This window comes from Bradyrhizobium sp. RDM12, assembly GCF_051917485.1.
Lineage (GTDB): Bacteria > Pseudomonadota > Alphaproteobacteria > Rhizobiales > Xanthobacteraceae > Bradyrhizobium.
Window position 1 is genome coordinate 2,418,218 of the sequence record NZ_CM133064.1, and the last position, 15,575, is coordinate 2,433,792.

Sequence of the window (15,575 nt, forward strand, 5' to 3'; positions counted from 1 at the left end):
TCAATCGATTTTGCGGAGGCGGCCCCTCACCCCACCCTCTCCCCGTAAGAACGGGGCGAGGGAGCGAGGGACCGTGCGGAATCCAATCGATGCAGGTGGGATGGGTCGGGGGCACGATGCAGACCGAGCTGAACAAGGTGATCGCGGCGCTCCGGGACTTCTACGCCCAGGAAGGATTTTTGTTCGAGAAGGACATCGGCGAGCGCGCGATCACGCACCGCTTCGCCGTCTATCTCGAGCGGCAATTTTCAGGCTGGGCGGTCGATTGCAACTATGACCGGCTCGGCGAGCGCACGCTGCATCTGCCGCACGGCACGATCATCTCGACCGACGATCATCTGGGCAAGTCGATCTACCCCGACGTCGTCGTGCATCAGCGCGAGATCCTGAACAATCTGCTCACCGTCGAGATCCGCAAGGCCAGCAATCACACCTCGCTCGATCACGACCAGCACAAGCTGAAGGCGATGACCGATCCGCATGTCTGGTTCGCCTATTGGATCGGCGTGCTGCTGGTGCTGGACAGGCACAACGTGACCATGTCGGAAGTCTATGTCAGCGGCCTCCTCGATCAGCCACTGTCGCTCTGGTTCGCGGAGCAGCTCGCGGAGAGCGGCCTCGCGGCTGCGCATTAAATCAATCATAGCTGAATTTTGGTTTGATCGATCTGTGCTCAGGGCGCGATTCACCTCTCCCGCAGGGAGAGGTCGGAGCGCATCGAAGATGCGATCCGGGTGAGGGGTTTAGGTCTCACCGGATGCCGCAGCCCCTCACCCGGATTGCTCAGGCGCGCAATTGCGCGCCAACGTATCCGACCTCTCCCCGTCGGGGAGAGGTGGACCACAAGGCCGCCCGCGCGATGCGGCGGCCTAGTCGTCAGTTGTCACCAGCTCAATGCAGCGGAGCGCCCTGGCCCAGCGCGTAGGTCACGAGATCCTTCAACCGGAAATCGGGGCCGGTCACCGGCGTCCAGTTCGGATCGAGTGACAGCACGGAGGAGGCGTCGCCGAACATCATGCCGAGGAAGACTTCGGCGACGATGCGGCCGCCGACGGGTCCAAGCTGCGGCGTGTTGATGCCGCTCGCCGGCGCACCGGTGGCCGGGACCGTGACGGCGGTCTGGAACTGGCGCGCCTCGGCCAGGATGTAGGTCCAGAGCGGGCAGTTACCCCTGAACACGCCGTTCGCGATCGATGCGATCGGCACCTGCGGATCCCCGGTCGGGTCGGGGTTGTCGACGGCCCGGCCGATGACGATCTGCTCGTCGGTCAGCGGCGTCAGGTGCATCGCCCTGGCGACCGCCTGGCCCGAAGGCAGCCCGAGCCGCCAGCTGCGTTCGAGATTGCGAAGCGCGAGCGACGACGGATTGGAGGCGACCTCCGGCGGCAGCTTGCGCAGCGGATCGACCAGCGAGGTGTCGATGCGATAGGCGAACTGCAGCCGCCGTTTGTTGTCCGGATTGGTGCTGTCGTCCTCGACGCCATAGGCGCGCGTGTCGATGTCGATGAACCGCCCCCAGTCGATGGCGCGTCCCGGACCCATGGAGCGGAAGCCGGTCAGCGCGTTGTTGACGGGGTTGTTGGGATCGGGGAAGATCTGCAGCAGCATGTTGTCCGCGTCGTTCAGCCGATAGCCGGGCCGGATCATCGAGTGGCCGAGCCGGTAGGCCGCGACCGAAAATTCGACCGGCATGAATGGAAAATTCTTCCAGTGATAGTAGGCTAGTCTGCTGCGATCGTAATGGCCACCGGTCCTGAGATCGTTCAGCACGCCGGCATTGACGATGCGCGGCAGGAAATCGTTCAGCACGATATATTGATAGTGGAAGCGCACGCGCTGCTGCACGGCCTCGAAGGACAGCCCCTCATTGCCGTCGACCATGCGGTTGTGGAAGCGCAGCATCAGTCCCTGAAACTGCGACACGATGAATTTTTCCCGCAGCAATGCCGAATAACATCCTCGTCATCGAAATCTCGACGCGCACCAATGTCAGCTTCGTCGACCTAATCGGCAAAGTGTTTTGTCCTCGCGAACATCGTGCTCGCGTATATTCCGTTCGAGGAGCAGTCACCGATCCCACCTCGGCGCGAGCGCAATCGCATATGGCATTCTGCACGACCTCAGTGCGCGCCTCGTCCTTCGAGACGACCGCGGAGCCTGTCATCGTGCCGCGCTTTGCGCGGACCGGTGGCGGTCTCCTCAGCATGAGGCCAAGCGGCATTGGTGCGCGTCAAACCTAGGCCCACGCTCGGTCCTCATCCTGAGGGCCCGCCAACGGCGGGCGTCTCGAAGGATGGCCACAGGGAATCGCTCGATGCGCCGCGGTGGAACCGGACGGGGGCCAAGCAGGAGCGATGGCTCGATCTGATCAGCTGACCTTGTGGCGGTCTACGGCGCCGGTGTTAAAGTAGGCCGAGCCCGGGGGGGGCCGTGATGAGTGACGATGCGAGGGATGCAGGCCTTGTGGCCATGATCAGCAGCATCCTGGGAGGCAACAAGCGCGCAGAGGCCGCGAGCCCGCCGCCGCTTGCCGACTCCATGCCGGCCGCGCCGATGGCGGAAGTCGCACAAATCCCGGAAGCCGAGTCTCCGAAGCTCCAGGACGCATCCGATCCTGCGGTGACCGCTGTGCAGCCGGTTGCGCCAAGTCAGCCGCTGACGCCCGATGGCAAGCGGCGTCTGCCGGCGGAGGCGATTGCCGATCTCGTGCTGGGCGAATTGCGCAAGATCGAGGGCTTTCCGGCGTCCGGCGTCTCGGTGACCGTCTACGGCTACCGGCACTGGAACGCGATGATCACGTTCGCGCCGTTCTCGACCACGTTCCGGAACGCGACCCGGTTCCGCCAGGCCCTGCCCGACCTCGTCGTCAAGCTGCGCCGTTTCGTCGAACTTGAGATATAGTGAGCGACGATCGCCGGCAGCCCGGCGGTTCATGTCGGTGGATTCGCGGTGCGATGGCGCGGTGGTCACCGTAAAACTGTTTACGGGATATTCGAATTGAGCGTCGCCTTTACCAAGGAAGAGAGCGCCGAGACCGCCTCCGAGACATTGCTGCCGGATCGCCCGATCTCGCCGCATCCGAACCTCGTGACCGATGCAGGCTTGCAGGCGCTGCAGACGCAGTTCCAGGACGCGCGCGCGGCCTATGAAGCCGCGCAAGCCATCGATGACGTCAACGAGAAGCGCCGGCAGTCGGCCGCGCCCCTGCGCGATGTCCGCTACTTCGCCGAACGGCTGCGCACCGCGCAACTGGTCCCCAATCCGGCGTCGAACGATGTTGTCGCGTTCGGAAGCACGGTGACGTTCAGCCGCGCCGACGGGCGCGTGCAGACATACCGCATTGTCGGAGAGGACGAAGCCGACCCGAAGGCCGGGTCCATTTCGTTCGTCTCGCCGGTCGCGAAGTCGCTGATGGGGAAGAGCGTCGGCGACGTCGTCGGCTCGGGAACACAAGAGCTCGAGCTTGTCGAGATCGCCTAATTAGGCACTCCGGGCCTCGCCCTTAGTCCTCAATCAGGTACCCTTGTCGCTACTTCTTCAGCAGTGTTCCCACACTACGCGCCATTCGCCTCACAGATCCTGCGTGACGGCCCAGCTCGGCTGCAATCTTCGATACGCCAGCTCCTGCTCGGGCGAGCTTCAACAATCGCTGCAACTCGCGCTCGGTCCATTGCTTTGGCTTCGGCGTTTTCATAGATGGCGCTCAAACTCACCACCTAATCAGTAAGTTTGGCTGCCCAACACTTGGGAAATTTACGGGTGGTGCCCGCGACCACGAGGCTCGCGACACGGCGGCTTTGCCGGTCGCCAGATGGGCGTGCGGCGTCAGATAGATGCGCGCGAACTCTATTGGGGATCGGATCGGCGACCGATAGTTGGCGTTGCGGGCGTGGGGAGGTCCGCTGTCAAGGGTAGTCCGGACCTGCCGTATGCGAACCCCGGACCGCCGCTTTTGACCCGTAGCCCGACCTGCCCGCCTAGAACTTTCCTCGACTGGAGAGGGTTTGCCACTCGCCGGAGCATCCCCACCAGACTATGATCGCCGATCAGGTAACAAGCATGGGAGAGACCATGCGAAGGCGCGAACTCGTTCTACTTCTGATAACCACCGCACTCGCGTGGCCCTGGGCGCTGCACGCGCAGCAATCGTCACCTGCAATCCGTCGCATCGGCGTGCTCGTACCGCTCAGGGAGGGCGATGCCCGCGGTCTGGCAGGTATCGCGGCACTACGCGATGGATTGCGGCAATTGGGATGGATCGATGGCCGCAACGTTCTCATTGAGGTACACTGGTCGAACGGAGGCAGCGCCGACGTGCAGAGAGCGGCAGCTGAACTAGTGGCGCTTAGGCCCGACCTGCTCGTCGCGGTTAGCGCCACAGCGACTGGTCCAATGCTACAAGCAACCCACACACTACCCATTGTCTTTGTGAACGTCGCCGATCCGGTCGGGGCTGGATTTGTCGAAAGCTTGGCCCGGCCGGGCGGCAATGCCACGGGTTTCACTTCGTTTGACTATGCTGTGGTCGGTAAATGGCTTGACATTCTCAAGCAGACCGTACCGACGTTGAGGCGAGTAGTGGTAGTGCGAGATCCCACTATAGCAACCGGCATTGGTCAGTTCGGCGCTATCCAAGCTATCGCGACACCCCTGGGCATCGCATTAAGCCCGGTCGGCGTTGGGGATGCGAGCGAGATCGAAAGGGTCATCAGCTCACTCGCTCGGAATGGAGACGCTGGTCTCATCGTGACGGGGAGCGCGACAGCCCTCACTCAACGCAAGCTGTTCGTCGAGTTAGCTAGCAAGTACAAGCTTCCGGCAATCTATTTCGAGCGCGCGTTCGCGACCGATGGCGGGCTCATGTCCTACGGTTCCGAATTTGTTGACAACTATCGCCGCGCAGCAGCGTATGTAAATCGCATCCTCAAGGGCGAGAAGCCCGCCGATCTTCCGGTGCAGACACCGACGAAATACCTCTTCGTGATCAACCTAAAGACCGCGAAGCAGCTAGAACTCACCGTGCCTGCCTCGGTACTCGCGATAGCGGACGAGGTCCTTGAGTAGAGGAGACTTCCGGACTTGGCCCTAAGCCGAAGAGCGGTTGAAGACGTGACATGCCAGCTGTCAGAGGCAAACCGGACGCCAATCCCGCTTTGACTCCATTGCCCCTTTTGGTCCGAAGGCGAACAAGACCCCACTCACAGGTTATGTCTGTCAATCGGCGTTCGACTGGGACCCCCTATCGGCATCCAAAAGGGACCCCTTTGAGCGGCGTGCTCTGCTGGTAGCGCTCGGGTCGTCGGAGCTGGTCGGGGTTGCGGAGACGGCGCGAGCGCGGGTTGTTTGAACATCGTCGCGGCTTTTGAATCGCCAGCTGTCGTTGCCGGTCTCGACGATGTCGCAGTGATGGGTCAATCGGTCGAGTAGCGCGGTGGTCATTTTGGCATCGCCGAACACGCTCGGCCATTCGCCGAACGCAAGATTGGTGGTGACAATGATCGAGGTGCGCTCGTAGAGCCGGCTGATGAGATGGAACAGGAGCTGACCGCCGGATTGCGCGAACGGCAGATAGCCCAGCTCGTCGAGAACGATGAAGTCCATGCGGGTCAGATGCTCGGCGAGCCGTCCCTGCCGACCGTTGCGGGTCTCGGTCTCGAGCCGGTTGACGAGGTCGACGACGTTATAGAAGCGGCCACGGGCGCCGGATCGGATGCAGCTTCGCGCGATAGCGATGGCCAGATGGGTCTTGCCGGTGCCCGTCGAGACAGCGTCACAATGCCGGGTGTCTGGCGTTCGAGGTTTTGATCCTCTATCCGTTCCATCCTCGGGCCGGGCAGATGGTGCAGGTCGAGCACCGCAAGCGCTTCGCCGGCGAGGACCATTTGGTCGTGGTGCAGCCCGACGGGACACTCGCCCTAATCCCGGCCTGGATGAGCGAGGATATTGCTCGCTCTGCAACGCTCACAGCAAGCCCTCGGTTGGCTGTCGAAAGGCTCGTCGAGCTGCGGGCGCGAATCGATGTGCTTATCGCCTCTCGAGGCGGGGCGCGGCCCCTGCGTGAAGGAGGGGATCATGCAACCAAGACGCTACTTGCAACGAAGCCTGTTCGAGGAGGATCGCCAGACGCCCGCGATTCCGGCGTCGCAGAGAAGCACTCTCGTCCGCCTGATCGAGAGGCTGCTGGTCGAGGCCCTCGCCGACGGCGCCAATATCGAGACGGGCACGCCAACCGCAGAGACGAGGGAGGCCGCTCATGAGCAAGGTCACGCCTGAGCACCTCGCCCGTCAGGCCGTCGTCTACATCCGTCAGTCGACGCCTGATCAGGTCGCCCACAACCTGGAAAGTAAGCGCCGTCAGTACAATTTGCCGGAGCGCGCGCGACAGCTGGGCTGGAGCGATGTTGCCGTCATTGATGACGATCTCGGTCGCTCCGGTGGTGGCGTCGCGAGGCCCGGCTTCGAGAAGCTGCTGGCCGCCATCTGTGAGGTGCGCGTCGGAGTCGTGGTCTCGATCGAAGCGTCGCGGCTCGCACGCAACGGTCGCGACTGGCACACCCTGCTCGAGTTCTGCGGTCTCGTCGGCACACTGATCGCCGACGAGGACGGCGTCTACGATCCGCGACAGCCCAACGATCGCCTACTGCTCGGCATGAAGGGTACCATGAGCGAGATGGAGTTGTCGGTACTGCGCCAGCGTTCGCTCGAAGCGCTGAAGCAGAAGGCGCGCCGGGGCGAGCTGTTCATGACGGTCGCCGTCGGCTACGTGCGGGTCGGCCACAACCGTATCGAGAAGGACCCGGATCGGCGCGTCGGCGAGGCGATTGCGCTCGTCTTTGCCAAGTTCACCGAGATGCAGTCGGTGCGTCAGGTGCACCTCTGGTTCAGACACGAGCGCGTTCCGCTGCCGGCCGTCACCTATGGCGCCGAAGGCCGCCTGGTCGAGTGGAAGCTGCCGGTCTACAACACGATCCTGCACATTCTGACCAACCCAATCTATGCGGGCGCGTATGCATTCGGGCGCACTGGCAGCCGCATCAGCATCGAGGCCGGCCGCAAGAAGGTGGTTCGCGGCTTCAAGAGGGAGCGCAAGGATTGGGAGGTGTTGATTCCGAACCATCATGAGGGTTATCTGAGCTGGGCGGACCATGAGAGGAACCTCGGCCTGATTGCGGATAACGCCAACGGCAAGAACCCGATGAGCCGCGGTGCCCTGCGCCGAGGTGAGGCTCTGCTCGCCGGCCTGCTGCGCTGTGGCCATTGTGGGCGCAAACTTCACGTCGCCTACTCCGGCAAGGACGGCAACACCGGTCGCTACCATTGTCGGGGCGGCGCCAACAATCATGGCGGTGACCCTTGCATCTCGTTCGGCGGCATGCGGATCGATCGTGACGTGGCCGCCGAGGTGGTCGAGCGCCTGCAGCCGCTCGGTATCGAGGCGGCACTCGCCGCGCAGGCTGCGCGCAGCCGTGCGAACGAAGACAAACGCGGCCAAGTCGAACTGGCGCTGGAGCAGGCTCGCTATGAGGTCGGGCGGGCGCGCCGCCAATACGATGCCGTCGATCCCGCCAATCGTCTCGTCGCCGCCGAGCTGGAAAAGCGATGGAATGACCGGCTGGCGGTCGCGCGCAATCTGGAGACCGAGCTGGACGCACTGACGGCTTCGCCCGCTGTTGATCTCACACCTGCCGACCGGGAGCGGCTGATGACGCTAGGCGCCGACCTGGAGCGTGCTTGGTCGAGTGCCAGCGTGGCCCCCGAGACGCGCAAGCGGATCGTGCGAACGCTGATCGACGAGATCGTCGTCCGCGTCGAGGACACCACGCTCGATCTGGTGATCCGCTGGCACGGCGGTGACCACTCCGCTCTCAAGGTCAAGAAGAATCGCTCCGGCCAGCACCGCTGGAGCGCAGCGGGAGAGACAGTCGATCTCGTGCGCGTGCTGGCGCGGCAGATGCCGGACAAAGCGATCGCGTCGGTGCTAAACCGCTCCGGCAAGACCACGGGGCGCGGCAATGGCTGGACCAAGTCGCGAGTGTGCAGCTTGCGCAGCCACAACGACGTCGCAGCCTATCGTGAAGGCGAGCGCCACGACCGCGGCGAGGTCACTCTGGACGAGGCGGCCGCGGCCCTCTCCGTCAGCCCATCAACCGTGCGACGTCTGATCAAGGACGACCAGCTCGCGGCGGGCCAGCTTTGCAAAGGGGCACCTTGGATCATCAAAGCAGCCGATCTTGAGCGTGCTGACGTCAAACGAGCCGCCACCGCGCGGCGCCTCAGACGTCCGCCGTCCGGCACTCCGCTACAAAAAGAACTGGAACTCTAACGAGATAGAAAGGTGAGCATTATGAAGCGGGCTCGGTTCCGCCGACCAGGACGACGTTGCGTTGCTGGGCGATGAAGCCGCCGCCAGCGAGATCATTGACGAGAGTCTGATTGATCGGCGTCCCGTCGAACTGGAAGTCGGCGATGTCCTTGGCAAGCGGCAGCTTGGCAATGGTGAGCTGGTATTTAATCGACCTGGCTTGCTTCTCGTTGATCTCGGCGTTGAGCAGGTCGCCGACAATGCGCTGGGGTTCGTGCTGGCGCTTGACGGCAGTTGCCATGATCTCGTCGAAGGCAGCCTTCATGCCGTAGAGCTTGAGTTCGCCCATGAGGTCGAAGATTTGGGTTCGTTCCATCAGATGGTCCTCCGGAGGTTGTCGTAGCGTGCACAATCGGCGATCGGTGCATGACGGAGCGTCAGTGCGGCCGGCATCATGATGTTGGCCGGTGGGGCGGGTTCACGTTGACGGGCCAGGATATTGAGAACGACATCGGCGGAATGGACGCTGTGACTGAGCGCTTCGGCACAGGCCGCTTCCACCGCGGACAGGCCGTCAGTCAGCACCGCGTTGAGGATGTCGACCATCTGCCGATTGCCATCGTCAGTGCTGGCCAGCTTGCGCCGGACCCGCTCGATCGCGGCCGGCAGCACCCAGTCTTTGAAGGGAGCACCGTTGCGCAAGGCGCCGGGTTTGCGAGCGAGCACCGGCACATAATGCCAGGGGTCGTAGACGGTATCGCCGCGGCCAAAGGATCGCGGATGCTCGGCAACGATCCGGCCGTCCTGACGGATCACGATGCGATCGGCATAGGCTTGAACCTCGACCGGTCGTCCGACTGCGCTGGCTGCGACCGAGTACTTGTTGTTGTCGAAGCGCACCAGGCAGGTCTTCGAGACAGATGCTGTCACTGCATGGAAGCCGTCGAAACGGCCGGCATAGGGAACGAGTTTGGGGCGTTCGGCTTCGAACACGTCCCAGATCGTCTGATCGGCCAGCTCCGGATGACGATGAGCCTTGGCGTAGGCGATGCATTTGTCGAGCAGCCAGGCGTTTAACTCGTCGAGGTTTTTGAACCGCAGCCGCGGCGTGAAGAAGCGTTCCCGGACCAGCCCGACCTGGTTCTCGACCTGCCCCTTCTCCCACCCCGACGCTGGCGTACAGGCGACCGGATCGACCAGATAGTGGCTGCACATCTGCAGGAAGCGGCGATTGTAGAGACGGCCTTTACCGACGAAGATCGTCTCTACGGCGGTCTTCATGTTGTCGTAGATGCCGCGGGTGCAGGTGCCTTTGAACAGGGCGAACGCCCGGTCGTGGGCGTCGAACACCATCTCCTGCGTCTCCCGCGGATAGGCCCGCACGAACAGCATGCGGCTGTGACAGAGCCGGACATGAGCAGCCTTCACCATCACCGTGGTGCCGCTCAGCAGGACGACCTCGTGGCTCCAGTCGAACTGGTAGGCTTCACCTGGTGCAAAGCTGAGCGGCACATAGGCCGACGCTGTCGAGCTGCCGCGTTCCTTGCTCCACCGTCGTGCGTATCGACGAACCGCATCATAGCCGCCGGCGTAACCCAGGCCGCGAAGCTCTTCGAATAGCCGGATCAGCGTCAGCCGTTCCCGCGCCGCCTTGCTCTCATTCCCTGCCAGCAACCGGTCAAGCTCGGCACTCCAGGCACCCATCTTCGGGAGCGGCTGCGTCTCGCGCTCATACCGGAACTCCGTCGCTTGAGAACGAATGACCTTGCGAACCACCTTCCGCGATACGCCAAGTTCTCGGCAGATCGCCTTGATCGGACGACCATCAACAAAGTAGGCGCGACGGATCTTACCAATCGTCTCCACCACCAGCATCCCAACCTCGGCTTCCATGACTCGATGGAAGCCACTGTGGACCCTTATCCCGGGGTCCCGATTGGATGCCGATCACCCCGAAAACGGGGTCCTTATTCCATGCCGAAACACACGCAACAGTCAGAACAGGCACGGGATCGCGACCGCCAGAGCGCTGAGGACACCCGCATCAATCGAGATTGGACCACCCGGCAAAGTCGCGGCGATGACCCCATGGATATGGATCGCATGCGTCAGATGCATCGGCAGATGGGCCGTATGATGGACCAAGACGAGGACCACCGAACGATCGGCCAAAACTGGCGTCGCGAGGATGATGATATTGACCGCGGTTCTGGATACGCTTCGCCGGGCCGCGGCGAGGGACGGTATGAAGGCCGGTATCATGGAGAAATGCGGCCTTATCCTCGCGTCAAAACCTGCATCGAGTATGAAAACGGCGACGAGTTCTGCCGATATCGGGATTAACCGATGCGTTGGGCTTCCAGCATCACACGACTGCGGCACCGGCGGCTCGCTGGTGAACGCCAGCGCAGAGAAACCCGTGATCGGCGGGACCTTTGTTGATTGAGGCGAGTTCCTCCATCGGGGTTGCGGTTTTGTCCCCGGGAGACGGAGTAACGAGCGTGAGGGGCAGCCGGATCAGGCGAAGGATCGAGAAGCTTGGACCTTACCAGTCACTCGCCGTCTTAGCCGTACCTGTGTGCACGGTGGAGCCCGCCAAACTGTTGGCCGTGGCTCTCGTCGGAGAGGACCACTGGGTGACTGGTACGGTAATGATCGTGCTGGCCTATGCGTTGAGCTTGGCTTTTGTTCACCGGCTATTCCTGATCGTAAAGCCCAAGCTGCTCAGCCTCCATTGGTTCGCACGCGCCTGGGAATGGTTCGTGACGCGCTCAAGAATGTTGGCACCGTAATTCAGCTCATCAGCACGGTTTCCCCCACGCGCACGTCCTTGTTCAGCAGGAGCGCGCGTCGCCGAGCCGCGCCCGCGACTGATCGCCAAGAACACATCAAGGTCAGGGATATCTCCGAGTGATGCACTTCGGGCCAGCAGACGGCACGGCCATTGCCTCGAGAAATCGAAGTCGCACCGCGCTAGGGCTAATGGCTGGGCCGTGAATGCGCAGCTCCGCCACATTTCGCCGTCTGTCCCGATTAAATGCGGTCCACTGGGACGGCGAACACATATCCGACGCCGCGCTCGGTCTGTATCACACGCGGGGCACTAGGATCACGCTCGAGCTTGCGCCGCAATCGAAGAATCTGCACGTCAATGCTGCGATCGAAGACATCTTCGTGAACGCGGGTCGCCTGCAGCAGTTGCTCGCGGCTAAGCGGACGTTGTGGCGCTTCGAGAAATGCAAGCAGCATCGCATACTCCCCCTTCGTCAAAGCGACGGGGGTGCCGGCCGGGTCAGTCAACTGTCGGATCCTGCGGTCGAGCTGCCAGCCGGAAAATCGAAAGCGTCCCCGCTCGGGGGCACGAGCCGGAGCGGCTCTTCCGGCATCGAACCGTCGCAGTATCGCGCGGACACGCGCAAGCAATTCGCGCAGGTTGAATGGTTTGGTCAGGTAGTCGTCGGCACCGAGTTCCAATCCGACCACGCGGTCGATGTCATCGCGGCGGTGACCGGTTATGATGATGACCGGTACGTCGGAGCCAAGCCGGACCTCTCGTAACAGGTCGAGACCGTCCTCGAGCCCGAGCCGAAGATCGAGGATCACCAGGTTAACCTCGGTATCGCCGAGCCGGTCGACCATCTCCTGGCGATTGGACGCCAGCAGGGTACGGATGTTGTTCTCTCCGAAATAGTTTAGGATCATGCGCTGTAAGGCAGGGTCGTCCTCTACGACGAGAACGCACACCTGACGCTCAACGTTTCCGCGAAGGCCTGCGTCCGTCGACGATGAACCGCCCATCAGGCTCAACCCTTCCGCTGATCCTCCGAGCGCTGGCGACCTCGATCCGCTGGCGCGGAATTTCATTGCTCTATCTCTGCCTCATTACCCCGGGACTGGCCGCCGCTCAATCGCCAAACCCTCCTGTGGGCGCCGTCCAGGAGCCGATCACGCCAATTCCCCTTGCCCATGGCCAGGAGCTACAGCGGGTGTTGCTCGGAGAGAAATTGTTCAGCGACAAACGGCTATCTCGCAGTAGCACACAAAGTTGTTCGTCATGCCACGACATAGGAACCAACGGCGCCAGTGCCAACGTCAGCGACACTCGGGAGGGGCAAACATTGGCCCTCAACACGCCCACGGTCTTTAACGCAGGCTTGAATTTTCGTCTGAACTGGGAGGGAAACATGCGCTCGCTTGAGGAAGGGGCCGAGCACATCCTGCGCAATCCCGCGATCATGGGGTCGAGCCCGGACGAAGTCGCCGCCAGGATGCGCGACGACCCGGAAATCGCAAGACAATTCCGCGATGCCTACGGCAAGGAGCCCGACGCTGCCGCCGTAGTGGATGCGCTCGTCTCGTACGAGCGATCCCTTACCACGCCGAACAGTCGCTTCGACCGGTGGCTCACTGGAGAAACCGATGCGATTAGCGCAGAGGAATTGTCTGGCTATCAATTGTTCAAATCGCTGGGCTGTGTCACTTGCCATCAAGGTGTCAACGTCGGCGGCAACCTGTTTCAGAGACACGGCGTCTTTCACCCGCTGGGCTCGCCAGCTCCCGAACTGCTCCGGGTCCCGAGCCTGCGAAACGTTGCGGCCACGGCGCCCTATTTCCACGATGGCAGCGCGCCGACGTTGCCCGAGGCGGTGAAGGCGATGGGCGTGGCCCAGCTCGACCGCGTTCTGACAGACCAGCAAACCTCGGCCATCGTTGCTTTCCTCAGAACATTGACCGGCACCTATCGAAATCAAGAGCTGCGGCCGGCCGCGCCCGGTACCGGCAGCGTGCGGCCATGAGGAATTTGCCAGGCGTACTTGGGGTTTCGCTGCTGCTAACCCTGCTGACCTGGCTGTTGCTGCGTGGGATCGATTCAAACGCGCCGGCCTATGCGGCGATCTTGCGGGTGTTCGACGATTATGCGCTTGCCGAAGCCTCGCTCCACCGAGACGTTCTGCAGGCGCGGACCGGGTTGCTGCGCGACTATGACAGTCTCGTCATCGCGGCGCGGGACATGGAAGAGGCGGTCAGCCGGCTTCGCGCCCACGCCCAAATCGAGCGTCTCGATACCGGCCCGGTTGACCTTCTCGGAGCCGCGGTTATCCGCCAGGAAGAATTGATGGAGCGATTCAAGACCAGCAACGCATTGCTGCAGAACTCGCTGTCCTATATCGGTCTACTGGGCACAAGTCCGGCATTCCGCGTGCACGACGAGCATCTCGCCGCAGCGGCCGCCGAACTGGGGGCAGCGATCCTTTACCTCGCGCGCGACACGTCGGCCGACGCTCTCAAGGCGCTCCAACAACGGATAAACGGGTTTGCGGCACAGGCGCCCGCCGAGGGGCCAGACGCGGAAGTCGCTCGTGCGATGCTGGCGCATACGCGGCTGCTGTATGGCCTCTTGCCCGAGATCGACGCGACGCTGAAGGCTTTTATCGCGGTGCCCGGCGGACACTACCTGCAGGCGGTCCGCGTTGTATTCTCCAACCACCGTTCAGCTGTCGAAGCCTCCGAGCAGCGCTTCAGGCTCCTGTTGTATTTGGTATCCTTGCTGCTGGTGGTCGTCCTGGTATTCGTCGGGCTTCGGCTTCGTGCCCGCGCCCTTGCGTTGCGCCGACGCGCCGCGTTCGAACACGTGATCGCCGAGAATTCGACGCGTCTGATCAACTGCTCGCCGGCCGAGACCGGGACGCGATTGAAGCAGGTGCTTTGCGAGTTTAGCCGTGTCGTCAATGCGGATCGCGCCTATGTGGTTCTGGACGAGAAGCCGGTCCGGATACACGCATGGTCAAGGGATGGAGTAACGTTTCCGCCCGGCTGGCCTCGACAGGCACTCTCAGTCGCCGAGCAGCTTGGCGCAGGTGAAAGTGTGACCATTGCCGACGCGAGCGCGTTGCCGGCTGGTGCCGTCAAGGACGCGCTGATGAACGCCGGCGTGCGCGCCTGGGCTTGTTTGCCCTTGGTCCGACCGGGTCGGGTACGCGGGATCATGGGTTTTGACCGCTTCCGGCCGATAAGAAACAAGATTTCTCCTGTCCCGATCACGCAGCTTGCTGGTGATGCCGTGGCCAACGCCCTCGAGCGCGAATTTCTGGAACGCGAGCAGGGCAAGCTCACGACGCGGCTGGAGCGGGCCCGTCGCATGCAGGTAGTCGGATCACTGGCCAGCGGGATTGCGCATAACTTCAACAACATCATCGGCGCCATCCTCGGCTATTCGGAGATGGTGGAGCCACAACTCATCCGCGGTACCAAACCGGCCCAGCATATCGATGAGATCCGCCGGGCCGCCGAGCGCGGTCGCGATCTCGTCGACAATATTCTAACCTTCGGCCGTCGGGCCGACGGGCGTGCCCGACCACTGGAGGTGCGCACCTTGTTCGACGAGGCTGCCTCATTGCTGCGGGCATCGCTGCCACCGGATATTGAACTGGTGTTCGAAGACGTCGCCGCTGACGTCGCAGTATCCGGCGAGCCTGCACAGCTGCAGCAGGTAATCCTCAATCTTTGCAGCAACGCCGCGCAAGCGATGGATGACAACGGGTGCATCCGGGTGGCCGCGAAGATCGAACACGTGGCCGCTCTCGTTACTATGAATGATGGCGAACTCTCCCCGGGCCACTACGTTTGCCTTTCCGTAACGGACGAAGGACGCGGAATCGACGAACGCGTCGCGCGACGAATGTTCGATCCGTTCTTCACGACGCGTGTCGCAGGAACTGGCCTCGGTCTCGCAACGGTTCGGGAAATCGTCCGTGATCATGATGGAGCTATCAACGTTCAGAGCGAACCGGGTTGCGGAAGCCGATTTGAGATTTGGCTGCCTGCGGTGGCGGCGGATACGATCGCGGAGGATAGGGGGTCAGGGCTGCCGCTCGGATACGGTGAGACCGTGTTGATTGTCGAAACCGAGCGAGAGCGCCTGCTCCGCGATGAAGAGAAACTCGCAGCGTTGGGCTACGAGCCGGTCGGGTTTGAGCTTGCGGCGGATGCCCTTGCGGCATGCCGTTCCGAACCCGGCCGCTTCGATGTCATCCTGGTCAGCCAGGGTTCGCAGCCTGAAGCCGCCGTGAATCTCGCACTGGCCCTGCACGAAACATCGCCACTGCAGCCGGTACTGCTTGCGACCGCGGTCGATGTCCCCATCAACGTGCTGGCGCATTCTGGAATCTCCGAGGTGCTGCGGTGGCCGCTCGAGCATACGGAGCTAGCCTCGGCATTGGCGCGCTGCCTGCGATCGCCCGCCAGGTTACAACCGTAACGCAATTTTCGTTTC

General features: G+C 62.6%; 11 protein-coding genes and 5 pseudogenes. 11 read left to right on the forward strand and 5 right to left on the reverse strand.

Annotated elements, in window-relative coordinates; genetic code table 11:
• The first annotated feature begins 116 nt into the window (after nt 1-116).
• Nucleotides 117-635 (forward strand): hypothetical protein, encoded by a 519-nt coding sequence (locus ACTGJ9_RS11590; protein WP_456678501.1) that lies wholly within the window; start codon nt 117-119, stop codon nt 633-635.
• Nucleotides 636-891: 256 nt separating this feature from the next.
• On the opposite strand, the pseudogene ACTGJ9_RS11595 reads toward ACTGJ9_RS11590, so the two are convergent.
• Nucleotides 892-1,935, reverse strand: a pseudogene (locus ACTGJ9_RS11595) (peroxidase family protein); the annotation flags it as partial.
• Between the two features lie 498 nt (nt 1,936-2,433).
• Here ACTGJ9_RS11595 and ACTGJ9_RS11600 point away from each other — a divergent pair.
• The 3 genes from ACTGJ9_RS11600 (at nt 2,434) to ACTGJ9_RS11610 (ending at nt 5,064) form a co-directional block, all read left to right on the forward strand.
• A complete protein-coding gene (locus tag ACTGJ9_RS11600; RefSeq protein WP_456677165.1) occupies nt 2,434-2,901 on the forward strand; it encodes a hypothetical protein in 468 nt (155 codons plus the stop codon).
• 96 nt (nt 2,902-2,997) lie between these two features.
• Entirely contained in the window at nt 2,998-3,480 is a 483-nt protein-coding gene (greA, locus tag ACTGJ9_RS11605; protein WP_456677166.1) for a transcription elongation factor GreA, read from the forward strand.
• Nucleotides 3,481-4,035: 555 nt separating this feature from the next.
• Nucleotides 4,036-5,064: an ABC transporter substrate-binding protein gene (locus ACTGJ9_RS11610; RefSeq protein WP_456677167.1), complete on the forward strand. Its 1,029-nt coding sequence runs from the start codon at nt 4,036-4,038 to the stop codon at nt 5,062-5,064.
• A 150-nt stretch (nt 5,065-5,214) separates the two neighbouring features.
• Here the strand turns inward: ACTGJ9_RS11610 and ACTGJ9_RS11615 are convergent.
• A pseudogene (locus ACTGJ9_RS11615) lies at nt 5,215-5,760 on the reverse strand (ATP-binding protein); the annotation flags it as partial.
• Between the two features lie 77 nt (nt 5,761-5,837).
• Here ACTGJ9_RS11615 and ACTGJ9_RS11620 point away from each other — a divergent pair.
• The 3 genes and pseudogenes from ACTGJ9_RS11620 to ACTGJ9_RS11630 all read left to right on the forward strand — a co-directional run.
• Nucleotides 5,838-5,960: pseudogene (locus tag ACTGJ9_RS11620) on the forward strand (hypothetical protein); the annotation flags it as partial.
• A 112-nt stretch (nt 5,961-6,072) separates the two neighbouring features.
• Nucleotides 6,073-6,273: a hypothetical protein gene (locus ACTGJ9_RS11625; RefSeq protein ID WP_456675590.1), complete on the forward strand. Its 201-nt coding sequence runs from the start codon at nt 6,073-6,075 to the stop codon at nt 6,271-6,273.
• Nucleotides 6,254-8,323: a recombinase family protein gene (locus ACTGJ9_RS11630; RefSeq protein WP_456675589.1), complete on the forward strand. Its 2,070-nt coding sequence runs from the start codon at nt 6,254-6,256 to the stop codon at nt 8,321-8,323. The genes ACTGJ9_RS11625 and ACTGJ9_RS11630 overlap by 20 nt, the downstream gene beginning before the upstream one ends.
• 34 nt (nt 8,324-8,357) lie before the next feature.
• On the opposite strand, the pseudogene ACTGJ9_RS11635 reads toward ACTGJ9_RS11630, so the two are convergent.
• Together ACTGJ9_RS11635 and istA are read right to left on the reverse strand one after the other, a co-directional pair.
• A pseudogene (locus ACTGJ9_RS11635) lies at nt 8,358-8,678 on the reverse strand (ATP-binding protein); the annotation flags it as partial.
• 8 nt (nt 8,679-8,686) lie between these two features.
• Nucleotides 8,687-10,177, reverse strand: a pseudogene (gene istA, locus ACTGJ9_RS11640) (IS21 family transposase); the annotation flags it as partial.
• 99 nt (nt 10,178-10,276) lie between these two features.
• Between istA and ACTGJ9_RS11645 the strand changes: the two are divergent.
• Nucleotides 10,277-10,645 carry a hypothetical protein gene (locus tag ACTGJ9_RS11645; RefSeq protein ID WP_456677168.1) on the forward strand — a complete coding sequence of 123 codons (369 nt, stop codon included), beginning with the start codon at nt 10,277-10,279 and terminating at the stop codon, nt 10,643-10,645.
• Nucleotides 10,646-10,938: 293 nt separating this feature from the next.
• Entirely contained in the window at nt 10,939-11,094 is a 156-nt protein-coding gene (locus ACTGJ9_RS11650; protein ID WP_456677169.1) for a hypothetical protein, read from the forward strand.
• Between the two features lie 241 nt (nt 11,095-11,335).
• Here the strand turns inward: ACTGJ9_RS11650 and ACTGJ9_RS11655 are convergent, their stop codons facing one another.
• A complete protein-coding gene (locus ACTGJ9_RS11655; protein ID WP_051448454.1) occupies nt 11,336-12,100 on the reverse strand; it encodes a response regulator in 765 nt (254 codons plus the stop codon).
• A gap of 188 nt (nt 12,101-12,288) precedes the next feature.
• On the opposite strand from ACTGJ9_RS11655, the gene ACTGJ9_RS11660 reads away from it, so the two are divergent.
• Together ACTGJ9_RS11660 and ACTGJ9_RS11665 are read left to right on the forward strand one after the other, a co-directional pair.
• Nucleotides 12,289-13,098 carry a cytochrome-c peroxidase gene (locus tag ACTGJ9_RS11660; protein ID WP_456678502.1) on the forward strand — a complete coding sequence of 270 codons (810 nt, stop codon included), beginning with the start codon at nt 12,289-12,291 and terminating at the stop codon, nt 13,096-13,098.
• Nucleotides 13,095-15,560, forward strand: coding sequence for a two-component system VirA-like sensor kinase (locus ACTGJ9_RS11665; protein ID WP_456677170.1), 2,466 nt, complete (start codon nt 13,095-13,097; stop codon nt 15,558-15,560). The genes ACTGJ9_RS11660 and ACTGJ9_RS11665 overlap by 4 nt, the downstream gene beginning before the upstream one ends.
• Nucleotides 15,561-15,575: the final 15 nt, after the last annotated feature.

What these genes read in the sequence shown, in the direction of transcription:
- ACTGJ9_RS11625 (WP_456675590.1), top strand. Translation starts at nt 6,073, where the DNA reads ATGCAACCAAGACGCTACTTGCAACGAAGCCTGTTCGAGGAGGATCGC.
- ACTGJ9_RS11665 (WP_456677170.1), top strand. Translation starts at nt 13,095, where the DNA reads ATGAGGAATTTGCCAGGCGTACTTGGGGTTTCGCTGCTGCTAACCCTG.
- ACTGJ9_RS11590 (WP_456678501.1), top strand. Translation starts at nt 117, where the DNA reads ATGCAGACCGAGCTGAACAAGGTGATCGCGGCGCTCCGGGACTTCTAC.
- ACTGJ9_RS11655 (WP_051448454.1), bottom strand. Translation starts at nt 12,100, where the DNA reads ATGGGCGGTTCATCGTCGACGGACGCAGGCCTTCGCGGAAACGTTGAG.
- ACTGJ9_RS11610 (WP_456677167.1), top strand. Translation starts at nt 4,036, where the DNA reads ATGATCGCCGATCAGGTAACAAGCATGGGAGAGACCATGCGAAGGCGC.
- ACTGJ9_RS11630 (WP_456675589.1), top strand. Translation starts at nt 6,254, where the DNA reads ATGAGCAAGGTCACGCCTGAGCACCTCGCCCGTCAGGCCGTCGTCTAC.
- ACTGJ9_RS11600 (WP_456677165.1), top strand. Translation starts at nt 2,434, where the DNA reads ATGAGTGACGATGCGAGGGATGCAGGCCTTGTGGCCATGATCAGCAGC.
- ACTGJ9_RS11645 (WP_456677168.1), top strand. Translation starts at nt 10,277, where the DNA reads ATGCCGAAACACACGCAACAGTCAGAACAGGCACGGGATCGCGACCGC.